This window comes from Amycolatopsis sp. NPDC026612 (assembly GCF_040638285.1).
Lineage (GTDB): Bacteria > Actinomycetota > Actinomycetes > Mycobacteriales > Pseudonocardiaceae > Amycolatopsis.
In genome coordinates this window covers 282,990-304,370 of the sequence record NZ_JBEZYB010000003.1, presented here as the reverse complement: position 1 = coordinate 304,370, position 21,381 = coordinate 282,990, and the positions used below count along the sequence as shown (strand labels likewise).

General features: G+C 71.1%; 19 protein-coding genes. 10 read left to right on the top strand and 9 right to left on the bottom strand.

Features of this window, described 5'->3' with window-relative positions; translation table 11 throughout:
• Position 1 precedes the first annotated feature (1 nt).
• Positions 2-466: a peroxiredoxin gene (locus AB0F15_RS05385; protein ID WP_360265512.1), complete on the bottom strand. Its 465-nt coding sequence runs from the start codon at positions 464-466 to the stop codon at positions 2-4.
• Positions 467-538: 72 nt separating this feature from the next.
• Positions 539-970 (bottom strand): DUF3052 domain-containing protein, encoded by a 432-nt coding sequence (locus AB0F15_RS05380; protein WP_329050182.1) that lies wholly within the window; start codon positions 968-970, stop codon positions 539-541.
• Between the two features lie 416 nt (positions 971-1,386).
• On the opposite strand from AB0F15_RS05380, the gene aceE reads away from it, so the two are divergent.
• A complete protein-coding gene (gene aceE / locus AB0F15_RS05375) occupies positions 1,387-4,182 on the top strand; it encodes a pyruvate dehydrogenase (acetyl-transferring), homodimeric type (protein WP_360265509.1) in 2,796 nt (931 codons plus the stop codon).
• A gap of 83 nt (positions 4,183-4,265) precedes the next feature.
• Entirely contained in the window at positions 4,266-5,477 is a 1,212-nt protein-coding gene (locus AB0F15_RS05370; RefSeq protein ID WP_360265506.1) for an alpha-hydroxy acid oxidase, read from the top strand.
• Here AB0F15_RS05370 and AB0F15_RS05365 read toward each other — a convergent pair.
• The gene (locus AB0F15_RS05365; RefSeq protein WP_360265503.1) at positions 5,474-6,229 is read right to left on the bottom strand and encodes an SDR family oxidoreductase; all 756 of its coding nucleotides are present in this window, start codon (positions 6,227-6,229) and stop codon (positions 5,474-5,476) included. The genes AB0F15_RS05370 and AB0F15_RS05365 overlap by 4 nt on opposite strands.
• A 70-nt stretch (positions 6,230-6,299) precedes the next feature.
• Between AB0F15_RS05365 and AB0F15_RS05360 the strand changes: the two genes are divergently transcribed.
• Both AB0F15_RS05360 and AB0F15_RS05355 read left to right on the top strand, forming a co-directional pair.
• Positions 6,300-6,899 carry a TetR/AcrR family transcriptional regulator gene (locus AB0F15_RS05360; RefSeq protein WP_360265501.1) on the top strand — a complete coding sequence of 200 codons (600 nt, stop codon included), beginning with the start codon at positions 6,300-6,302 and terminating at the stop codon, positions 6,897-6,899.
• A gap of 225 nt (positions 6,900-7,124) precedes the next feature.
• Complete coding sequence (locus AB0F15_RS05355) at positions 7,125-8,735, top strand: L-lactate permease (RefSeq protein WP_360265602.1); 1,611 nt, start codon at positions 7,125-7,127, stop codon at positions 8,733-8,735.
• Here AB0F15_RS05355 and AB0F15_RS05350 read toward each other — a convergent pair.
• The 4 genes from AB0F15_RS05350 to AB0F15_RS05335 all read right to left on the bottom strand — a co-directional run bounded on the left by AB0F15_RS05350 (position 8,716) and on the right by AB0F15_RS05335 (position 12,634).
• The gene (locus AB0F15_RS05350) at positions 8,716-9,354 is read right to left on the bottom strand and encodes a nicotinamide mononucleotide transporter family protein (RefSeq protein WP_360265498.1); all 639 of its coding nucleotides are present in this window, start codon (positions 9,352-9,354) and stop codon (positions 8,716-8,718) included. The genes AB0F15_RS05355 and AB0F15_RS05350 overlap by 20 nt on opposite strands.
• Before the next feature lie 144 nt (positions 9,355-9,498).
• Entirely contained in the window at positions 9,499-10,272 is a 774-nt protein-coding gene (locus AB0F15_RS05345; protein ID WP_360265496.1) for a hypothetical protein, read from the bottom strand.
• Between the two features lie 242 nt (positions 10,273-10,514).
• Positions 10,515-11,729, bottom strand: a complete 1,215-nt coding sequence (locus tag AB0F15_RS05340; RefSeq protein ID WP_360265493.1) for an ABC transporter permease — start codon at positions 11,727-11,729, stop codon at positions 10,515-10,517.
• Entirely contained in the window at positions 11,726-12,634 is a 909-nt protein-coding gene (locus tag AB0F15_RS05335; protein WP_360265490.1) for an ATP-binding cassette domain-containing protein, read from the bottom strand. The genes AB0F15_RS05340 and AB0F15_RS05335 overlap by 4 nt, the downstream gene beginning before the upstream one ends.
• A gap of 119 nt (positions 12,635-12,753) precedes the next feature.
• Here AB0F15_RS05335 and AB0F15_RS05330 point away from each other — a divergent pair, with 119 nt between their 5' ends.
• The 5 genes from AB0F15_RS05330 (at position 12,754) to AB0F15_RS05310 (ending at position 17,664) form a co-directional block, all read left to right on the top strand.
• Positions 12,754-13,968, top strand: a complete 1,215-nt coding sequence (locus AB0F15_RS05330) for a helix-turn-helix domain-containing protein (RefSeq protein ID WP_360265487.1) — start codon at positions 12,754-12,756, stop codon at positions 13,966-13,968.
• A gap of 193 nt (positions 13,969-14,161) precedes the next feature.
• Positions 14,162-15,085: an ACP S-malonyltransferase gene (locus AB0F15_RS05325; RefSeq protein WP_360265485.1), complete on the top strand. Its 924-nt coding sequence runs from the start codon at positions 14,162-14,164 to the stop codon at positions 15,083-15,085.
• A complete protein-coding gene (locus AB0F15_RS05320; protein WP_360265482.1) occupies positions 15,082-16,065 on the top strand; it encodes a beta-ketoacyl-ACP synthase III in 984 nt (327 codons plus the stop codon). Before AB0F15_RS05325 ends, AB0F15_RS05320 begins: the two co-directional genes overlap by 4 nt.
• A 74-nt stretch (positions 16,066-16,139) precedes the next feature.
• Positions 16,140-16,385, top strand: a complete 246-nt coding sequence (locus AB0F15_RS05315) for an acyl carrier protein (RefSeq protein ID WP_004559006.1) — start codon at positions 16,140-16,142, stop codon at positions 16,383-16,385.
• 28 nt (positions 16,386-16,413) lie between these two features.
• Positions 16,414-17,664, top strand: a complete 1,251-nt coding sequence (locus AB0F15_RS05310; RefSeq protein WP_360265479.1) for a beta-ketoacyl-[acyl-carrier-protein] synthase family protein — start codon at positions 16,414-16,416, stop codon at positions 17,662-17,664.
• 55 nt (positions 17,665-17,719) lie between these two features.
• On the opposite strand, the gene AB0F15_RS05305 is transcribed toward AB0F15_RS05310, so the two are convergent.
• Positions 17,720-18,313: a hypothetical protein gene (locus AB0F15_RS05305; RefSeq protein WP_360265476.1), complete on the bottom strand. Its 594-nt coding sequence runs from the start codon at positions 18,311-18,313 to the stop codon at positions 17,720-17,722.
• 32 nt (positions 18,314-18,345) lie between these two features.
• Positions 18,346-18,849 (bottom strand): DUF3145 domain-containing protein, encoded by a 504-nt coding sequence (locus AB0F15_RS05300; protein ID WP_360265473.1) that lies wholly within the window; start codon positions 18,847-18,849, stop codon positions 18,346-18,348.
• A 270-nt stretch (positions 18,850-19,119) separates the two neighbouring features.
• On the opposite strand from AB0F15_RS05300, the gene AB0F15_RS05295 reads away from it, so the two are divergent.
• A complete protein-coding gene (locus AB0F15_RS05295) occupies positions 19,120-21,381 on the top strand; it encodes a hypothetical protein (RefSeq protein WP_360265470.1) in 2,262 nt (753 codons plus the stop codon).

The window sequence follows — 21,381 nt, the reverse complement described above, 5'->3', positions numbered from 1 at the left end:
CTCAAGCCGTCAGTTCGGCCACGGCCTTCTTCCAGCCCTGCTGGTCGCGGGCCTCGCCGGGGGCGTTGACCTCGGCGAACCGGACCACCCCGGAGGTGTCGATCAGGAACGTGCCGCGCACCGCCAGGCCCGCGTCCTCGTTGAAGACGCCGTACGCGCGGGCCACGTCGCCGTGGGGCCAGAAGTCGGACAGCAGCGGGAACTGGTAGCCCTCCTTCTCGGCCCACGCCTTGAGCGAGAACGGCGTGTCGACCGAGACGCCCAGTACCTGGACGCCCTTGTTGTCGTAGTCGGCGAACTCGTCGCGGAGCTGGCACAGCTCGCCGGTGCAGATGCCGCTGAACGCGAACGGGTAGAAGACCAGCAGAACCGGCTTGTCACCCCGGAACGACGACAGCTGGACCGGCTGCTTGTTGTAGTCGTTGAGTGTGAAGTCAGGGGCCTCAGAACCGACCTCGACGGTCATACCGCGTTTCCTCTCCCGAACGGACACGTGCCTGCATCGACAACCCTATCGTGTCCGTCCGGTGAGACCGGCTCAGCGCTGCTTCGACTTCGACTTCGGGGACACCAGCCTGGTGCCGATCCAGTTCGCACCGACACTCATGTTGGCGGTCTGGGCCAGGCCGACGGCAGGTACCGCTTCGGCGATTTCGCTCGGCTCGACGTGTCCCGGCTGCCCGTTCTTCGGGGTCAGCACCCAGATCACGCCGGTCTCCTCCAGGGGGCCTCTGGCGTCGATGAGCGCGTCACCCAGGTCGCCGTCGTCCTCGCGCCACCACAGCAACACCACGTCGATGACCTCGTCGGCGTCCTCGTCGAGGATGTCCCCGCCGATCTGCTCCTCGATCGCCGCGCGGAGGTCGTCGTCGACGTCCTCGTCCCAGCCGATCTCCTGGACCACCATCTCGGGCTTGATGCCGAGCCTCTCGGCGACGCTGCTCTGATCAGCGTCTCCCGCGGCGACCACTGCTTTCACTCCTCCAACTGCGACGGAGCGTGGCGTCGGAGCACCCTCGGAGGGTACGGCTCCGCCACACTCGGCTACCCGGTTGCCGATAGCGAACACTGGTGAAGCTCCGCGCGCAACCGTCCACACCGGATCTTTGACAACTCGTGTCGCAGGATACGGCCCGCGACCGGCCGTCCGCGACGGCGTTTCGGGTGCCTCGCGGCACCGGACTGCCACCCCTCCGGGGGTCGTCCCCTAGGGTGGGGAGGAAGAAAACGCGCGCGCGATACACCGCTCGCAGGGAGTGGCTCGACCGGGCCGGTCTATGTTACCGCCAAGTAGCGGTGCGGAAGCCGGGACGGAAGACGACGATGGAGAGTCGTACACCCCCGCGTACGAGCACCACCGGCTACAACTTTTCGCAAGGAGACCCCTTGGCCCCGCAGAACGACGGCGCCTCCGGCAAGGAGACCCCGGCACGCGTACGCGTCATCCGTGACGGATTGGCGGCGCACCTGCCCGACATCGACCCGGAGGAGACCGCCGAGTGGCTGGACTCCTTCGACGAGGCCCTCGCGAGGGGCGGGCAGCAGCGAGCCAGGTACCTGATGCTGCGCATCCTCGAGCGGGCCCGGGAGCGGAACGTCGGCGTACCGGCCCTGACCTCGACGGACTACGTCAACACCATCCCCACCGAGAACGAGCCCTGGTTCCCCGGCGACGAGGAGATCGAGCGCCGCTACCGCGCCTACATCCGGTGGAACGCGGCGATCATGGTGCACCGGGCGCAGCGCCCGGGCGTCGGCGTCGGCGGCCACATCTCGACCTACGCCTCCTCGGCCGCGCTGTACGAAGTGGGCTTCAACCACTTCTTCCGCGGCAAGGACCACTCCGGCGGCGGCGACCAGATCTACATCCAGGGCCACGCCTCCCCCGGCATCTACGCCCGCGCCTTCCTCGAGGGCCGGCTCTCGGAGTCGCAGCTCGACGGCTTCCGCCAGGAGTACAGCCACGCGGGCGAGGGCGGCGGCCTGCCGTCGTACCCGCACCCGCGGCTGATGCCGGACTTCTGGGAGAACCCGACGGTGTCCATGGGCCTCGGCCCGATGAACGCCATCTACCAGGCGCGGTTCAACCGCTACCTGCGCGACCGCGGCATCAAGGACACGAACGACCAGCACGTCTGGGCATTCCTCGGCGACGGCGAGATGGACGAGGCCGAATCCCGCGGCCTGATCCACGTCGCGGCGGGCGAGGGCCTCGACAACCTGACCTTCGTGATCAACTGCAACCTGCAGCGGCTCGACGGCCCGGTGCGCGGCAACGGCAAGATCATCCAGGAGCTGGAGTCGTACTTCCGCGGCGCCGGCTGGAACGTCATCAAGGTCATCTGGGGCCGCGAGTGGGACTCGCTGCTGCACGCCGACCGCGACGGCGCGCTGGTCAACCTGATGAACGTCACGCCGGACGGCGACTACCAGACGTACAAGGCCAACGACGGCGCCTTCGTCCGCGAGCACTTCTTCGGCCGCGACCCGCGGACGAAGGACCTGGTCAAGGACCTCTCCGACGCCGACATCTGGAACCTCAAGCGCGGCGGCCACGACTACCGCAAGGTGTACGCGGCGTACAAGTCGGCACTGGAGCACCACGGCCAGCCGACGGTGATCCTGGCCCACACCATCAAGGGCTACGGCCTGGGCCCGGCGTTCGAGGGCCGCAACGCCACGCACCAGATGAAGAAGCTCACCCTCGACGACCTGAAGCTGTTCCGCGACTCGCAGCGGATCCCGGTCAGCGACGAGGAACTGGAGCGCAACCCGAAGCTGCCGCCGTACTACCACCCGGGCGCGAACTCGCCCGAGATCGAGTACCTGATCGGCCGCCGCAAGGCGCTCGGCGGCTTCCTGCCGGAGCGGCGCCCGAAGGCCGCGAAGGCGCTGGTCCTGCCCGGCGACAAAGTCTACGAGGGCATCCGGAAGGGCTCCGGCAAGCAGGAGGTCGCCACGACGATGGCGTTCGTCCGGCTGGTCCGCGAGCTGGCGAAGGACTCCGAGATCGGCAAGCGCGTCGTCCCGATCATCCCGGACGAGGCCCGCACCTTCGGCCTCGACTCGATGTTCCCGACGGCGAAGATCTACAACCCGCACGGCCAGACGTACACGTCGGTCGACGCGAGCCTGATGCTGGCCTACAAGGAGTCCGAAAAGGGCCAGCTGCTGCACGAAGGCATCAACGAGGCGGGCTCGACCGCGTCGTTCACCGCCGTCGGCACGTCGTACGCCACGCACGGCGAGCCGATGATCCCGATCTACATCTTCTACTCGATGTTCGGGTTCCAGCGGACCGGTGACGGCCTGTACGCCGCCGCCGACCAGATGGCCCGCGGGTTCGTCATCGGCGCCACCGCCGGCCGCACCACCCTGACGGGTGAAGGTCTGCAGCACGCGGACGGGCACTCGCTGCTGCTGGCGGCGACCAACCCGGCCGCGGTGGCCTACGACCCGGCGTGGTCGTTCGAGATCGCGCACATCGTCAAGGACGGCCTGCGCCGGATGTACGGCGAGACGGGCCCGGACGGCAACGGCGAGAACGTCTTCTACTACATGACGATCTACAACGAGCCGTACCAGCAGCCCGCCGAGCCGGAGAACCTCGACGTCGACGGCCTGCTGAAGGGTCTGTACAAGTACGCCGACGCGCCGTCGGGTGACGGCCCCGAGGTGCAGATCCTGGTCTCGGGCGTCACGATGCCGGACGCGCTGAAGGCGCAGAAGCTGCTGGCCGAGGAGTGGGGCGTGCGGGCCGCGGTGTGGTCGGCGACGTCGTGGACCGAGCTGCGGCGCGAAGCCGTCGAGATCGACCACGACAACCTGCTCTACCCGGGCAGCGAGCCGCGCGTGCCGTACGTCACCGAGGCGCTCTCGGGGTCGAACGGGCCGGTCGTGGCGGTGTCGGACTGGATGCGCGCGGTGCCGGACCTGATCCGCCCGTACGTGCCGACCGACATGCTGACGCTGGGCACGGACGGCTTCGGCTTCTCCGACACCCGGCCGGCAGCGCGGCGGAAGTTCCTGGTCGACGCCGAGTCGATCACCGTCGGGGCGCTGTCGATCCTGGCCAAGCGCGGCGAGGTCGACCAGGCGAAGGTCCTCGAAGCGGCCGGGAAGTACCGGCTCGACGACATCACGGCCGCCGGGCCGCAGACGTCGGATTCCGGTAACGCGTGATCTGGTGCTAGAAAGGACCCGGCAGACATCCGATGTCTGCCGGGTCCCGCTTGCCGCGTAGTCCGTTCAGGGAGTTGATGATGGTGACGAAGCGCCGACTGCCGAAGCCGGACGAGCTGAAGCAGATCCTCCGACCGAAGCCGATCGTGCTGAACCCGACGGACCGGCGGCTGGCGAACGCCCACACCATCGCCGACCTGCGGATGATCGCCCGCAAACGCACCCCGCGGGCGGCGTTCGACTACACCGACGGCGCGGCCGAGCTCGAGGACAGCCTGCTCCGCGCGAGGCAGGCGTACCGCCGCATCGAGTTCCACCCGAACGTGCTGCGCGGGGTGTCCGATGTGGACACCACCCGCGAGGTCCTCGGCAAGCCGTCGGCGCTGCCGTTCGCCTTCGCCCCCACCGGGTTCACCCGCATGATGCAGCACGAGGGCGAGGCCGCGGTGGCCCGCGTCGCCGAGCGCAGCGGCATCCCGGTCGGCCTTTCGACGATGGCGACGACGTCGATCGAGGACCTGGCGGCGGCCGCGCCCGGCGCCCGCAAGTGGTTCCAGCTCTACGTCTGGCGCGACCACGGCGCCGGTGAAGATCTGATGAATCGCGCGTGGGAGCACGGCTACGACACCCTCATGCTGACCGTGGACACCCCGGTCGGCGGTGCCCGCCTGCGCGACGTCCGCAACGGCCTGACCATCCCGCCGGCGCTGACGCTCAAGACGTTCCTCGACGGCGCGATGCACCCGGCGTGGTGGTTCAACCTGCTCACCACCGAGCCGCTGAACTTCGCCTCGCTCAGCCACTTCGACGGGACGGTCGCGGAGCTGCTCAACAAGCTGTTCGACCCGACGCTGAACTACGACGACCTCGACTGGGTCCGCCGCACCTGGCCGGGCAAGCTCGTGGTCAAGGGCGTGCAGAACGTCGACGACGCCCGCGACGTCGTGAAGCACGGCGCCGACGCGGTCCTGCTGTCCAACCACGGCGGCCGCCAGCTCGACCGCGCCCCGACGCCGCTCGAACTGCTCCCGGCGGTCCTGGACGAGCTCCAGGGCGGCGCCGAGGTCTGGATCGACACGGGCATCCTGTCGGGCGGCGATATCGTGGCGGCGATCGCCCGCGGCGCGGACGCGGTCCTGATCGGCCGCGCGTTCCTGTACGGCCTGATGGCCGGCGGCGAACGCGGCGTCCAGCGCTGCGTCGACATCCTGCGCACCGAACTGGTCCGCACGATGCAGCTGCTCGGCGTCCGGACGCTGAAGGACCTGACGCCGAGCCACGCCACCCTGCGTTAGACCTGCGCGAGGCCGCCGTCGACGAAGAACTCGACGCCGTTGACGAAGCTCGCCTCCTCGGAGGCCAGGAACAGCGCCGCGGCCGCGATTTCGGCCGGTTCCCCGACCCGGCCGAGCGGGACCTGCGCCGCGAGGGTGTCGATCAAACCCTGCCGCTCGTCCTCGGCGACGAGACCGAGCAGGCCGGGGGTGCGCGTCGGCCCCGGGCTCAGGACGTTGACCCGCGTCCCGGTCCCCTTCAGGTCGGTCGCCCAGCCGCGGGCGAAGTTGCGCACCGCCGCCTTCGTCGCCCCGTAGACGCTGAAGGCCGGGTCGACCCGCGTCGACGCCGTCGAGCCGGTGAGGATGATCGACGCGTTCGCGTTCAGCAGCGGCAGCGCCTTCTGGACGGCGAAGACGACACCCTTGACGTTCGTGTCGAAGGTCGCGTCGAACTGTTCCTCGGTGATCTCGCCGAGCGGGGCGAAGCTGCCGCCGCCGGAGTTGGCCACCAGCACGTCCAGGCCGCGGCCGCGCTCGGCCACCGCGCGGTAGAGCCCGTCCAGGTCGGCCAGGTTCGCTGAGTCCGCCCGCACCGCCGTCACGTCGCCCCCGATCTCGGCGATCGCGTCGTCGAGGGCCTCCTTGCGGCGGCCCGTGATGAACACGTGCGCGCCTTCGGCCGCGAAGCGCTTCGCGATGGCGAGCCCGATGCCGGTGCTGCTGCCGGTCACGACCGCGGTCTTGTTCTCCAGGTTCACGATGCCCTCCAAGTTCTTGACTATCTCGTCCAGAACGTACGCCGTTCTGGACGAGATAGTCAAGAATGGGTAGCCTGCTCTCATGGCGAGACCCCGGAGCTTCGACGAGACAGCGGTCCTGCGCGCGGCCAGGGACCAGTTCTGGGAACACGGTTACGCCGGCACGAAGGTCGACGACATCGCCGCCGCGACCGGCCTCGGCAAAGGCAGCCTGTATGGCGCTTTCGGCGACAAGCACGCGCTCTACCTGCGCGTCTACGACTACTACTGCACCGAATCGACCGACGGCGTGCGGCACCAGCTCGAAGGCCCCGACAACACGGCCTACCGGCGGCTCGGCGACCACGTGCGGGCCATCGCCGAGTCGGTCGCCGCCGACCGGGAGCGCAGGGGCTGCCTGATCGCGAAGGGCGCAGCCGAATGCGCCGAGCACGACGAGGCGGTCGCCACGCGGACCCGGCGAGCCTTCCGCGACCTGCAGGACTACCTGACGGCCTGCATCGCGGGCGCGCAGCGCGCCGGCGACATCCACGCCGGAGCCGACCCCGCCCACCTCGCCGGGCTGGTGCTCGCGGTCCTGCGCGGCCTCGAAGCGCTGGGCAAGGGCGGCGTCGAGCCGGACAGCCTGCGCGCGATCGCCGACACCGCGCTCGCCGTGCTGCCGCGGCCGCAACTCGCGTGAACACACCCGTAACTCGCGTGATCAGACCCCGAACTCGCGTGATCAGACCCGTAACTCGCGAGTTCCGGCTTGGATCACGCGAGATCCGGGTTACCGCCTGACTCGTTGGGCCAACCGGTCTCAAGTTCTTGACGGACCGGCTGGTTTGTGACGAAGATCTCGGACACTCGCCGAAAGGCCGTTTTCGCATCGTGGAAACGGAGGTCGCCCGTGTTCGTGCAGGCTGTGTTCATCCAAGACGTGACTCCGCTCGGCTCGCTGGGCCTGTCCGCGCTCGTCGCCGTGCTGCCGCTGGCCACCGTGCTCGTGCTGCTCGGCGTCGTCCGGATGCGGGCGCACCACGCCGCGCTGATCGGGTTGCTCGTCGCGCTGGTCGTCGGGGTCGCCGCGTTCGGGATGCCGGTCGTCCAGGCCGTCTCCGGGGCGCTGCAGGGCGCCGCGTTCGGGTTGTGGCCGATCATGTGGATCGTCGTCAACGCACTCTGGATCTACCGGCTGACCGTGCGGACCGGGCACTTCGACGTGCTGCGCCGCTCGTTCGGCCGGATCTCCGACGACCCGCGGATCCAGGCGCTGATCATCGCCTTCTGCTTCGGCGCGCTCATGGAGGCGCTGGCCGGTTTCGGCGCGCCGGTCGCGATCAGCGCCGTGATGCTGGTGGCCGTCGGGTTCCACCCGGTGAAGGCCGCCGTCGTCGCGCTGGTCGCGAACACCGCGCCGGTCGCGTTCGGGGCGATGGGCACCCCGGTCGTCACGCTGGCCCAGGTCACCGGCCTCCCGCTGCAGCAGGTCTCCTCGATCGTCGGCCGCCAGACGCCGCTGCTCGCCCTGCTCGTGCCGCTGCTGCTGGTGATCATCGTCGACGGGAAGCGCGGCCTGAAGGACACCTGGGTGCCGGCGCTCGTCTGCGGCGTCGCGTTCGGGCTCGTGCAGTTCCTCGCCTCGAACTACGTGTCGCCGCAGCTGGCCGACATCGGCGCGGCGCTCGCCGGTGCGGCCGCGCTGGTGGCGCTGCCCCAGACCCGGCGCCCGGTGCCCGAGGCCGTCCGGATCGGCACCGGCGGGACGGCGACCGCCGAGACGCCGCCGGAGGACGCGCGCGGCGACGTCGTCAAGGCGTACCTGCCGTACCTGCTCATCATCGTCATCTTCTCGATCGCCGTGCTGCCGCCGGTCAAGAAGCTGCTCGACAAGGCGACCTGGAAGTTCCACTGGCCCGCGCTGAACGTCGCCGCGCCGAACGGGAAATCGGTTTCCGGCAACACGTTCTCGCTGCCGTTCCTCAACACCGGCGGCACCCTGGTGCTGCTGGCCGGCGTCATCACGGCGGCGCTGCTGGCGGTGCAGGCGAGCGACTCCGCGCAGGAGTGGCTGGCGACGGTCAAGGAGCTGCGGTTCGCGATCCTCACCGTGACCGGGGTGCTCGCGCTCGCCTACGTCATGAACCTTTCCGGGCAGACTCCCGCGATCGGCACGTTCATCGCGGCCGCGGGCGCCGGGCTCGCGTTCCTTTCGCCGGTGCTGGGCTGGTTCGGCGTCGCGGTCTCGGGGTCCGACACCTCGGCCAACGCGCTGTTCGGCGCCCTGCAGGTGACGGCGGCGCACCAGACGGGCCTGCCGGCCGACCTGCTGGCCGCCGCGAACAGCTCCGGCGGCGTCCTCGGCAAGATGGTGTCGCCGCAGAACCTCACGATCGCCTGCGTCGCGGCGAACCTGCCCGGCGAAGAGGGGAAGCTGCTGCGGAAGGTGCTGCCGTGGAGCATCGGGCTGCTGCTCGCGATGTGCCTGATCGTGTGGGGTCAGAGCACCGCGGCACTCAGCTGGATGCTGCCGTGACCCCGGGCCGGGCGGCGACGCGCCGGGCAGAGCGGTTCCAGCTCCACCAGCCGTGCACGACCAGCCCGGCGAAGACGATGTAGATCGCGGCCGAGAAGTACAGCCCGGACGAGATCTGCAGCGGCACGCCGATCGCGTCGACGGCCAGCCAGACCAGCCAGAACTCGACGAGCCCGAGCCCCTGCGCCCCGAAGGCGACGAGCGTGCCGACGAAGATGGCGGCGTCCGGCCAGGGCGCCCATGACGCGTGCAGGGCGTCGAGGACCAGCGCCATCACGGTGGTGCCGACGACGAACGCGCCGAGCATCGCCAGCCGCTCGGCGAGCCGGCCCTTGCGGACGACGACCCCGAAGACCGGGTCCTTGCGGCGCGTCCAGGCCCACCAGCCGTAGACGGAGATGGCGAGGATGGCGACCTGCCGGGCGGCGAGCCCGCCGAGGTGCGCGGAGACGTAGACGGCGAACAGCAGCACGGTGGCCCCGACCTGCACCGGCCACGTCCACAGGGTGCGACGCTGGGCGAGGAACACCACGGCCAGCGCGAACACCTGCCCGGCGAGCTCCGCGATCGAGATCCACTGGCCGAGCACCGTGATTCCGTGGTGCAGCAGGAAGTCCACGTCACGCCCCTTTCGTCCTACCGCTCCCAACATGCTCCCCGGCGGACGCATTCCCCAGAGACTGTGAGCGGCGGAACATCCCGGCTCGTGGGACGGTGCGGGCCCGGCGGCCGCTTCGTCCGCCGGGCCCGCACCGTCCTCCGCTCAGCCCTGGGGGCGCGGGGTGCCGACCGGCGGCGTCGGGGTGTTGTCCGCGCCGACCGGCACCCGCGCAGGTGCACCGGCCCCCATCTCGCCCGTGCGCTGCGCCGGCGTCTCCAGCTGGTGCTCCATGTTCGCCATCCAGCCGCGCCAGCGGTCCTGGGCCGGCTTGATCAGGCCGCCGCCGAAGCCGACCACGATCACGCCGCCGATCGTCGCCAGCACCGCGATCAGCACCGGGCCGGTGATCGCCGTCGCGATGTTCACCTGGCCGAGCGCCGCGATGATGCCGAACGCCATGATCAGCCAGTAGGCCGCCAGCGAAAGCGGGCGAGCCGCCCCGCGGCCGGACAACGCGGACGCGACGACGTCGCGCACCACCTTGGCGATGGCCGCGGCCACCACCACGAGCACCAGTGCCACGACAATCCGCGGCAGGAACGCGATGATGTCGTTGAGCAACTGGCTCACCGGGTTGGTCGGCCCGAACACGCCGAACGCCAGCTGCAGCGCGATCAGCAGAATGAAGTAATACACCAGTTTCACGACGATCCCGGTCGCGTCGATCTTCTGCTGGCCGATCTTTCCGCTCAGGCCGGTCTTCTCGACGAGTTTCCCGAAACCGGCTTTTCCGAGGACGAGCCCCAGCCCTTTCGAGACGGCTTTGGCGATCAGCCAGCCGATCAGCAGGATGATCAGGAATCCGACGAGTTTCGGGACGAACGTGGCCACCATGGCCCACGCCTGCCCGAGTCCGTCCTTCAGTTGCTGGCCCATACCGACTCCCTCCACGGGGTTCACGCCGAATCGCGTGCACCGGATCGTTGATCAGGTACCCGGCGGCGGCAAGTCGTGCGCCCCACGATCGAGTGAGACGACTGGCGCGCGAAGATCACCCGTGGCCATACTGGTTCTACCGGTGGGGACCGGGGAGACGAGGCCGTCCGGCGCAGCGTAAACCGCAAGCGCCGGGCGGCCTCGAGCATTACCGGGCTCGAGCATTGTCAGGACAGCAAAACTCAGGCGGCCCGCAGGGCATCGCGGAGTTTCACCTTGGCGCCGGTGCGCATCACCGCGTTGCGGTAGATCCGGGCGGCGAACCAGACCAGTCCCGGAATCAGCAGCACCACCAGTCCCACCGACACCACCGCTTCCCAAACGGGCACCCCGCCCATGGCGAGCCGCATCGGCATCAGCGTCGGCGAGAACACCGGAATCACCGAAAGTACTTCGGCGAACGTGTTGCCCGGATCCGACGGCAGCACGGAAATGCCGACGATGTATCCGACCATCACCAGCATCAGCGCCGGCATGGTCGCGCCGGCGACGTCTTCCTGGCGCGAAACCAGCGCCCCCAGCGCGGCGAACACGATCGAGTACATGAAGAACCCCAGCAGGTACCACACGATCAGCCAGACGACCGTGCCGACGGCCGCGGAAACGGAGATGGTGAGCACCCCCGTGGCCAGTCCGGTGATGACACCACCGGCGCCGATCACGACCATCTGGATCAGCCCGACCAACCCGATGCCCAGCACCTTCCCGGCCATCAGCTGCCACGGCTTGATCGTCGAGAGCAGCAGTTCGACGACCCGGGACGTCTTTTCCTCGACGACGCCCTGCGCGACGCTCTGGCCGTTGAGCAGCAGCGACATGTAGATCAGGATCCCGGCGACGATGCCCAGCACGAGCTGCTGGCCGTTGTAGTCGTACGGCTCCTCCAGCGGCGGGTCCTCGACGAACTTCGCCGACGCGATCGCGGCCTGGAACCGCGCCGGGTTCCCGCCCAGCGCCGTCACCTGCTGGTTGACCGCCACCTGCTGGGACACCAGCTGCAGGACGTTGGCCAGCTTGCCGTCGAGGTCCTTCTTCACCTGGACGTGCACGCTCTTGCCGTCGCCGGTGAGCAGCGCGTCGAGCGAGCCGTCGGCCAGCTTCGCGCGCCCGGCGGCCTCGTCGGCCACCTGCACCGTGTCGATCTTCTCGTCGACCGCCTGGCCACCGGCCTTCAGCGGCGCGGCGAGCGGCGCGGTCGCCGAGGTGTAGCCGACCGTCGAGTCGGCGTCGTTCCCGCCCGAGATCAGCTTGATCAGCACGATGCCGACCACGATCAGCAGCAGCATGACCACGGTGCTCGCGCGGTAGGCCTTCGACTTCACGCGGGTGCTGATCTCCCGGGAGGCGACCAGCCCCACCGCCGCCGTCGGGCTCATCCGGACGTCCGGGGTACTCATGCGGCGACCTCCTCGGTCGTGACGACGGAACGGAACAGTTCGGTCAGCGACGGCTGTTCGCGGGCGAACTCGCGGACCGGGCCGGTGGCCAGCGCCGCTTTGAGCACAGCCTGGTCGTCGGCGCCCTCGCCCAGCTCGAGCTCGGTCACCGGGCCCGTCCGGCCGAGCACCTTCACCCCGGGCAGCCCGTCGGCCCACCCGTCGGCGGCGCCGGGGACGTCGACCCGCAGCCGCACCGCGCCACCGGCCCGCAGCTCGCCGACCGTGCCCCTGGCCACCATCTGTCCACTGCGGACGATCCCGACGCGGTCGCAGAGCCGTTCCACCAGATCGAGCTGGTGGCTGGAGAACACGACCGGCACCCCGTCCGCCGCCTTCTCCTTGAGCACCTGGCTCATCACGTCGACCGCGACCGGGTCGAGGCCGGAGAACGGCTCGTCGAGCACCAGGATCCGCGGCTCGTGCACCAGCGCCGCGGCCAGCTGGACGCGCTGCTGGTTGCCGAGGCTGAGCTTCTGCACTTCGTCGTCGCGGCGGCCGGCGACGCCCAGCCGTTCGATCCACTTCCCGACCGACGCCCGCGCGTCGGCCGCCGGCATGCCGTGCAGCCGCGCGAGGTACGTCAGCTGCTCGGCGACCTTCATCTTCGGGTAGAGGCCGCGTTCTTCGGGCATGTACCCGATGTGGCGGCGCGTCTCGTGCGTCACCGGCACGCCGTCGTAGCGGACTTCGCCGGCGTCGGCGGACAGCACGCCGAGCGCGATCCGCATGGTCGTGGTCTTGCCGGCACCGTTGCTGCCGACGAAACCGAACAATTCGCCCGGCCGGACGTCGAATGTCATTTCGCGCAGGGCGACCACGTCGCCGTACCGTTTGGAAATCCCGTCGATCTCTAAACCGGTCATTCCGGTTCCCCCGTTCCTGTGTGGGCCCCGATCCTAGGCAGTGCGTAGACGCGCCGCCCACCCTCGCGCGTTGCCGCGCCGGGCTACGAAAGTTGCGGGCACGTAGGATCGCCTCCGCCATGGATGGAACCGCCGCCCCGCGCCGGGTGCCGAAGCACCACGGACTGTCCGCGAAGACGCTCCGGCAGCTGGAGCACGCGTCCGGCAGCCTGGCGAGCGCGAGCATCGCGGTGATGGAGCGGCGGCTGACCTGGTTCGCCCGGCTGCCCGCCGACCAGCGCGCGAGCGTCCTGCTGATCACCCAGGCCGGGGCCGCGGGCTTCGTCAGCTGGCTGCGGGACTCCAAAGAGGCCTTGAAGCTCACCACCGAGGCGTTCCGCGACGCGCCGGCCGAGCTGTCGCGGTGGATCAGCCTGCGCCAGGCGGTCGGCATGGTCCGGCTGGCCATCGAGGTGTTCGAGGAGCAGCTGCCCGACTTCGCCGCGAACGAAGCGGAACGAGCCGCCTTGATCGAGGGAATCCTGCGCTACGGCCGGGAAATCGCCTTCGCGGCGGCGAACTCCTACGCGGCCGCGGCCGAGGCGCGCGGCGCCTGGGACGCCCGGCTGGAGGCGCTGGTCGTCGACGGCATCGTCCGCGGCGACGCCGAGGAGTCGGTGCTTTCGCGGGCCACGGCGCTGGGCTGGGACCCGACGGCGGCCGCGACCGTGCTGGTCGGCAACCCGCCGTCGGAGGACCCGCCGACGGTGGTGTTCGAGGTCCGCAGCCGCGCGGCCCGCGTCGGCCGTCCGGTGCTGCTGTCGGTGCAGGGCTCCCGGCTGGTGGTCGTGGTCGGCGGGCCGACCGAGGGCGGGGTGAAGGAGCGGGAGATCCTGACCCGGATGTCGGTGGCCTTCGCCGAGGGACCGGTGGTCGCCGGCCCGACCGTCCCGACACTGGCGGCGGCCCACCACAGCGCGACGGAGGCGTTGTCGGGGCTGCGGGCGGTGGTCGGCTGGCCGGGTGCCCCCCGGCCGGTGCGGTCGACGGACCTGCTGCCCGAACGCGCGCTGTCGGGCGACGCGGAGGCGGAACGCCTGCTGGTGGACACGATCGCCCGCCCGCTCGAGGAGGCGGGCCCGACCCTGCAGCGCACGGTCGAGGCGTACCTGGAGAGCGGCGGCGTGCTGGAGACGTGCGCGAAGACGCTGTTCGTCCACCCGAACACCGTCCGGTACCGGTTGCGGAAGGCCGCGGACCTCACCGGCTGCCAGGCGACCGACCCCCGCGACGCCCTGGTGCTGCGGATCGCCCTGGCCGTGGGGCGGCTGGCGAGGGCCCGCGGTCTCTGGTGACCCGGGCCCTGCCCTTCCCGAGACGGGCGTCACGTGATGGACTTAACAGCGAAAGGTGATTGAACCCGACAAGGCTTCCGGGTTACGCGCGAGCTTCTGCGGCGCATTTTTGGAGGTTTCCGACAAAGACGCCGCACAGACACTGTGAGCGTCGGCATCCCCGGACAGCCCCCTGGACGTGTTGTCTAGAAGGGTGACAGCAGCAGTCCTCGCTCCCGGCCAGGGGTCCCAGACCCCCGGTATGTTCACCCCCTGGCTCGACCTCGACGGCGCCCGCGAGCGCGTCGCCCAGTGGTCCGACCGCGCCGGGCTCGACCTGCTCCGCCTGGGCACTGAGGCGGCGGCCGAGGAGATCCAGGACACCGCGATCGCGCAGCCGCTGATCGTCGCCCTGTCACTGCTCACCTTCGAGCACCTCCAGGCCACCGCGCCGGTGCCCGCGGACGCGCCGGTCGCCGGTCACTCCGTCGGCGAGCTCGCCGCCGCCGCGATCGCCGGGGTGCTGAAGCCGGAAGACGCCGTCGCGCTCGCCGCCGTCCGCGGTGCCGAGATGGCGAAGGCGTGCGCGCTGGAACCGACGTCGATGGCCGCGGTCATGCTCGGGGATCCCGAGCAGATCGTCTCGTGGCTCGAAGACCAGGGACTGACCGCGGCGAACCGCAACGGTGCCGGGCAGATCGTCGCCTCCGGCGCCGCCGACGCCATCGCGAAGATCGTCGCCGAGCCCCTCGAAGGCACGAAGATCCGCGCCCTCAAGGTCGCCGGCGCGTTCCACACGCACTACATGGCGCCCGCCGAAGAGGCGATGCGCGCCCACGCCGCCGAGCTGACCCCGGCCGACCCCACCCGGCCGCTGCTGTCCAACGCGGACGGTACCGTCGTCACCAGCGGGGCCGAGTACCTGGCGCGGCTGGTCTCCCAGGTCACCCGGCCGGTCCGGTGGGACCTGACGATGGACGGCCTGGTCGCGCTCGGCGTCACCCGCACGATCGAACTCGCGCCCGCGGGCACCCTGACCGGCCTGGTCAAGCGGCAGCTCAAGGGCGTCGTCACCACTATCACCGCGCTGAAGTCGCCGTCCGAGCTGGCGGCGCTGCGCCAGGAGGACGCCTCGTGACCGACCGACCCGCCCTGAGCCTCAACCCCGGCTCCCGCGGCAGCCGCGTGCTGGGCATCGGCAGCGCGCAGCCCGAGAAGATCGTCACCAACGACGACCTCTCGAAGATCATGGAGACCAACGACGAGTGGATCCAGACGCGCGTCGGGATCGTCGAGCGGCGGTTCGCGGAGAAGGACGAGCTGCTGACCGACCTCGCCGTCGCCGCCGGCACCGCCGCGCTCGCCGACGCCGGGGTCGACCCGTCCGAAGTGGACACGGTCATCCTGCCGAACTGCACGATGCCGACGCAGATCCCGAACGCCGCCGCGCAGGTCGCGGCCCGGATCGGCATCCCGGGTCCCGGCGCGTTCGACCTCAACGCCGCGTGCGCCGGCTTCTGCTACGGCCTGGGCGTCGCCTCGGACCTGATCCGCGCGGGCTCGGCCAAGAAGGTCCTCGTGATCGGCGCCGAGAAGCTCACCGACTGGGTCGACCCCACCGACCGCGCGAACGCGATCATCTTCGCCGACGGTGCGGGCGCCGCGGTCGTCGGTGCGTCGGACGAGCCGCACATCGGCCCGGTGTCCTGGGGCAGCGCGGGCGACCTGGTCGACCTGATCTACATGCGCGACCAGAAGTACATCTACCAGGAGGGCCAGTCGGTCTTCCGGTGGGCGACGACCCGGATCGCGCCGATCGCGCTGGGCGCGCTCGACGCCGCCGGGCTCAAGCCGTCCGATGTGGACGTGCTGATCCCGCACCAGGCGAACCTGCGCATCGTCGAGGCGATCGCGAAGAAGCTGCGGGCCAACGGCGCCCGCGACGACATGGTCGTCGCCGACGACATCAGGTACTCCGGCAACACCTCGTCGGCGTCCATCCCCCTGGCGCTGGACCACATGCGCAAGGCCGGGACGGCGAAGTCCGGCGACGTGGTGCTGGCGGTCGGGTTCGGCGCGGGCCTGTCCTACGCCGGCCAGGCGTTCATCTGCCCCTGACCACCGCTACGCTCCCCGCGGGCATTCGCCCGAGGGAAACAGACCCCCAGTAAGACCGAGAAGGGAACACCCCCATGGCTGACAACGCTGAGATCCTCGCCGGCCTCGCCGAGATCGTCGAAGAGGTCGCCGGTGTGGCTCAGGACGACGTCACCGCCGAGAAGTCGTTCGTGGACGACCTCGACATCGACTCGCTGTCGATGGTCGAGATCGCCGTGCAGGCCGAGGACAAGTTCGGCGTCAAGATCCCGGACGACGAGCTGGCCAACCTGAAGACCGTGGGCGACGCCGTCAACTACGTGTCGGCCAACTCCAAGTAAGACCTCTTCCCTCCTTGAGGAGACTCCCATGAGCAACATCGACGTCGTGATCACCGGTCTCGGCGCCACCACACCGCTCGGCGGGGACGTCACGTCCACCTGGGACGGTCTGCTGGCCGGGGCGAGCGGGGTTCGCGCGATCGAGGCCGATTGGGTCGAGGAGCTGCAGCTGCCCGTCAAGATCGGCGGCATGCTGGCCGTCGATCCCTCGGAAGTCCTCCCGCGGGTGCAGGCCCGCCGGCTGGACCGCTGCGAGCAGGTCGCGCTGATCGCCGCCCGCCAGGCGTGGGCCGACGCCGGGTACGCCGAGCCGACCGACGACCACACGGACGTCGACCCCGACCGCCTCGGCGTGTCGATCGGCACCGGCGTCGGCGGCCCGGTCACCCTGCTCACCCAGAACGACCTGTTGCACCAGCAGGGTCTCCGCAAGGTGTCGCCGCTGACCGTGCCGATGCTGATGCCGAACGGCCCGGCCGCGCACGTGGGCATCGACCTCAAGGCGCGGGCCGGGGTGCACTCCCCGGCCTCGGCCTGCGCCTCGGGCGCCGAGGGCATCGCCAGCGGGGTGGAGATGATCCGCTCCGGGCGCGCCGACGTCGTGATCGCGGGGGGCGCCGAAGCGTGCATCCACCCGATCACGCTGGCCGGGTTCGCCCAGGCCCGCACCGTGTCCACGCGCAACGACGACCCGGCGCGCGCGTCGCGGCCGTTCGACGCGAACCGCGACGGCTTCGTCCTCGGCGAGGGCTCCGGCGTGGTCATCCTGGAGCGCGCGGACCTGGCGAAGGCCCGCGGGGCGCGCGTCTACGCGACGATCGCCGGGCACGGCATCACCTCGGACGCCTACCACATCACCGGCAACCACCCCGAGGGCATCGGCCAGATCGCCGCGATGCGCGCGGCGATGAAGATGGCCGGGGTGACCGCCGCGGACGTCGGGCACGTGAACGCGCACGCGACGTCCACTGTGGTCGGTGACATCGGCGAGGCCACGGCGATCCGCAACGCGATCGGGGAACACCCGGTCGTGACGGCGCCGAAGGGCGCGCTCGGCCACCTCGTCGGCGGCGCCGGCGCGGTGGAGGCGATCATCACGATCCTGTCGCTCTACCACGGTCTCGTGCCGGCCACCCTGAACCTGACGGACCTGGACCCGCGGGTGCAGCTGGACGTCGTCGCGGGTGAGCCGCGCAAGGTCGAGCTGACCGCGGCGATCAGCAACTCGTTCGGGTTCGGCGGCCACAACACCGCGCTGCTGTTCACGCCGGCGGCCTGACCGCACCACGCAGACGGAGAAGGGGCCCGGCTTCGGCCGGGCCCCTTCCCCGCGTTCAGCACTTCTCGTGTTCGGGTGGCGGGCCACCGTCGACGGCCGCGATCTTCAGCGCGGAATTGTCGAGCACCATCGGGAGGACGAGCCGCCACCTGATGCAGGGCTCCCGGAAGTACGGCGGGGCGTCGTCGAGGGCCTGCTCGCTCTTGAACCCGACCAGGACCCGCAGCGACGACCCGGACGAGCGCTCGATCCGGTAGACGAGGGCGTCGCTGTCCTTTGTGGTGCGAACGCCGTCCTTCCAGGCTTTCTGCGACTGACCGGCAGCCCGCTCTTCGGTGACCACGGCGGTCCACTGCGCGTACTGCTTGGTGTTGATGGCGTCGAAGTACTTCCTCAAGAGCCGCCGGACGGCGTCGGCCTGCGGGTGCGCCCGCGCGTCGTCGGTCATCCGGACGTCGTCCGCCGCGCCCGGCTCGCCGCTGCTGGACGTCGACGGCGCCGACACGGCGATGGAGGCGTCGTCGGCGGGCAGGTCGGGACGGCGGTAGAGCTCGCGCGCGAGCAAGCCACCGCCGACGGTCACGGACAGCACCACGACCACGACGGGCACCAGCCAGCGCTGGCGAGAGCTGGGGGCGGGGGTGGTCACGCCGGAGAGCGTACCGGCCCCCGTCCCACGGCTCAGCCCACCTGGTGCAGCCAGGTCACCGGCGCGCCGTCGCCGGCGTGGCGGAAGGGCTCGAGCGCCTCGTCCCAGCTCGCGGCGAGGAGTTCGTCGAGCTTGTGCGCGAGCGACTCACCTCCGCGGGTCATGCTGACGAGGGCGCGCAGCTGGTCCTCGCCCACCACGATGTCGCCGTTGGCGCTGGTCCGTCCGTGCCACAGGCCGAGGCCGGGCGCGAAGCAGAACCGTTCGCCGTCGACGCCCGCGCTGGGCTCTTCGGTGACTTCGAACCGGAGCATCGGCCACGCCTTGAGCGCGGCCGCCAATTTGGCGCCGGTGCCCGCGGGCGCGCGCCAGCCGCACTCGGCGCGAAGCTGACCCGGACTGGCCGGCTGCGCCGTCCACTTCAGGTCAACGCGGGCACCCAGGGTGCCCGATATGGCCCACTCGACGTGCGGACACACCGCAGACGGCGACGAGTGGACGTACACCACACCTCGGGTGCTGCCACGGGTGCTCACTGCTACCTCCGCTTGCTCGACGAGGGACGTCTTCCCCTACGCCCTACTCCGAGCTGCAGCGTGGGCCTCAGCGCGGCTCCCGAATGCCGCCTCCGATGCGTTGAAGCACATTCTGCACCCCAAGCGTGCCGTTTGGCCACACGAACACCACAAGTCACCTCGCACACACTTTCGGAGGGCAAGCGGCCGCGCCGTCCCCGTGTCGCGCGGTCCACTGCGCCGGGCGCGCTAGCGTGTTGACCCGGAACGATGAGCAGGGAGGGGGTTTCGGTGCGACTGGTGCGCCTGGAGCGGCAGCAGTCCCGGGTGGCGGACGACATCCGGGCGGCACTGGCGTCCCTGGGCCGCGGCAGCACCGTCATCGGCGGCATCGCCCTCGTCGGTGTCGGCTCGGTGACCGAGCGCCCGATCGAGGCGGTGGTGGTGCTCCCGCACGGGGTGATCATCGTCATCGGCGTCGACCTCCCGGACCCCGCGCTCCGCCTGGAGGCACCCCTGGGTGGCCCGTGGAAGGCGGACGGCTGGCCGTTGGTCGCCGACGACGACGCGATCAACCCGGCGACGGAGGCACTGGACCTCTCCCAGGCGTGCGAAAGGCGCATCGCGGACCTGGTCCCGGGCACGGCCCCGGTGGGCACGATCATCGCGGTGGGCCCGTACGTGGAGACGGTCGACCAGCCGGCGGGCGACCTGGCGGGCCCGGTCCGGGTGCTGCACCCCACGCCGACGACGATGCTGGCGGCAACGGTGTCCCTGGCGACGGCCCACCGTCCCCGCTCGGTGGACCAGGCCCGCGCGCTGATCCGCGGGCTGGCCCCGTCGGCACCGGAGTTTTCCGACGAGGTGCTGCTCGGCGAGGGTTTCAGCCGGTTGACCGACGACGCGCCACCGGAGTCCCTTTGGGACGCCGGTCCGGCGGTCCCGGCCCAGCCACCGGGGGGCGAGGCTTCGGCGGCCGGCTCGTCCACGGTGGAGCGCGGCCCGGCTGCAGCGGACTCGGCGGCCGCGGATCCGGCTGGCGCGATTTCGGCTGGCCCGGCTCCGGCTGGCCCGGCTCCGGCTGCGCCCGGCGCAGCCGGTTCGGCTTCAGCCTCGAACACAGCTGCACCCGCAGACCCGCCGGAACCCGGCCCGACCGCACCCCGCCCGGATGCAAGCACCCCAGCCACACCGACAACTGCCTCGGCAAGCCCACCGGCACCCGCCGCAGCCGGTTCAGCCGACGCGGTTCCGGCCACACCGGCCCCGGCCACAACTGCACCCGCAGACCCGCCGGAACCCGGCCCGGCCAAGCCCCGTCCGGCGGCCGCGGCTCTGCCCGCGGTGGGCGCAAGCGACTGGCGGACCAAGGCCCCGGTCCAAGCCGAGCCGCCGCCCGCCGGTGACTCCGCATCCGTTGCGGAAACCCAGCCCACCCAAACCCAGCCGCAGCCCACCAGTGATTCCCCACCGGCCGCGGAAACCCAGCCCGCATCTGCCGAGCCGCAACCCACCAGCGACTCCCCACCCGCCCCGGAAACCCAACCCGCCCAAGCCGAGCCGCAGCTTTCCGCGACCGCGGACCTCACTCCCCCGCCCGCCGATGCGGAAGCAGCCGCGGAAGCCGGGCGCACCGAGGTTCTCCCCTCGCCAGCCGAGGAGGAACCGGACCGTCCCGCTGGTCTCCCGGCGCGGCCCGTGTTCCCCGGGACCGGAGCCGCGGAGCCATCGCCGTTCCCCGGAGCCATCCCGCCGGATGGTCCGGAACCGGCCGGCGCGGAGAGCGAGCGCACCGAAAACCTCCGTCTTCCCTCGCCGAGCAGCGAGCGAATCGAAGGTTTTGCCGCCGCCGGGCGGACCACCCCGCACCCCACCGCGCCGCCGGCCGCCGAAACCGCGGCCGCCGACCCCCCTTCCTTCCCCGCCCCGCGGCCGCAGCCCGGCCCCTCGGCCTCGCGGACCGTGCGCTGGCTTCCCCTGGCAGCCATCGGTGCACTCGTCCTGCTGGTCGTCGCCGCCATCGCCGTGGCCACCACCGGGGATGGCACCGCCGCCGCGCCCGTCGCTCCGGCCGGCCCGGCGACCCAGGCCTCACCGAGCAGGTCGGCCGCTCCCGTGCGGAACCTCCAGTTCGCCCTGCGCGCCGCCGGTGGGGATCAGCGGTGTGCGTCGCACGCCTTCGGGGATGCCCAGGCCAGTCTGCAGCGGACCAGCTGCTCCGGCGTGCGGCGGGCGAGCTACGCCGCCACCGTCGACGGGCGGGGCGGGGCCGTCACCGTCGGGATCGTCGAATTCCCCGATGCCGCGCAGGCCGCGGCCTTCAAGGCCGTCGCCGACACCCCGGGCGGTGGCGGGGTCCTCGACCTCGCCACCGAGACCGGCCAGTGGGGCGCCACGCCCGCCCCGCAGTTCGAGAACGCCGCCTACGCCAGCAAGCTCGACGGCTCCTCCGTCCGGCTGGTGCAGGCCGTGTGGGCGCCGGGACCGTCCTCTCCGGACGATCCCGGCCTGCTCAGGGCCGCGAAGGCCGCCCTGGACCTGCCCGCCCGGTGA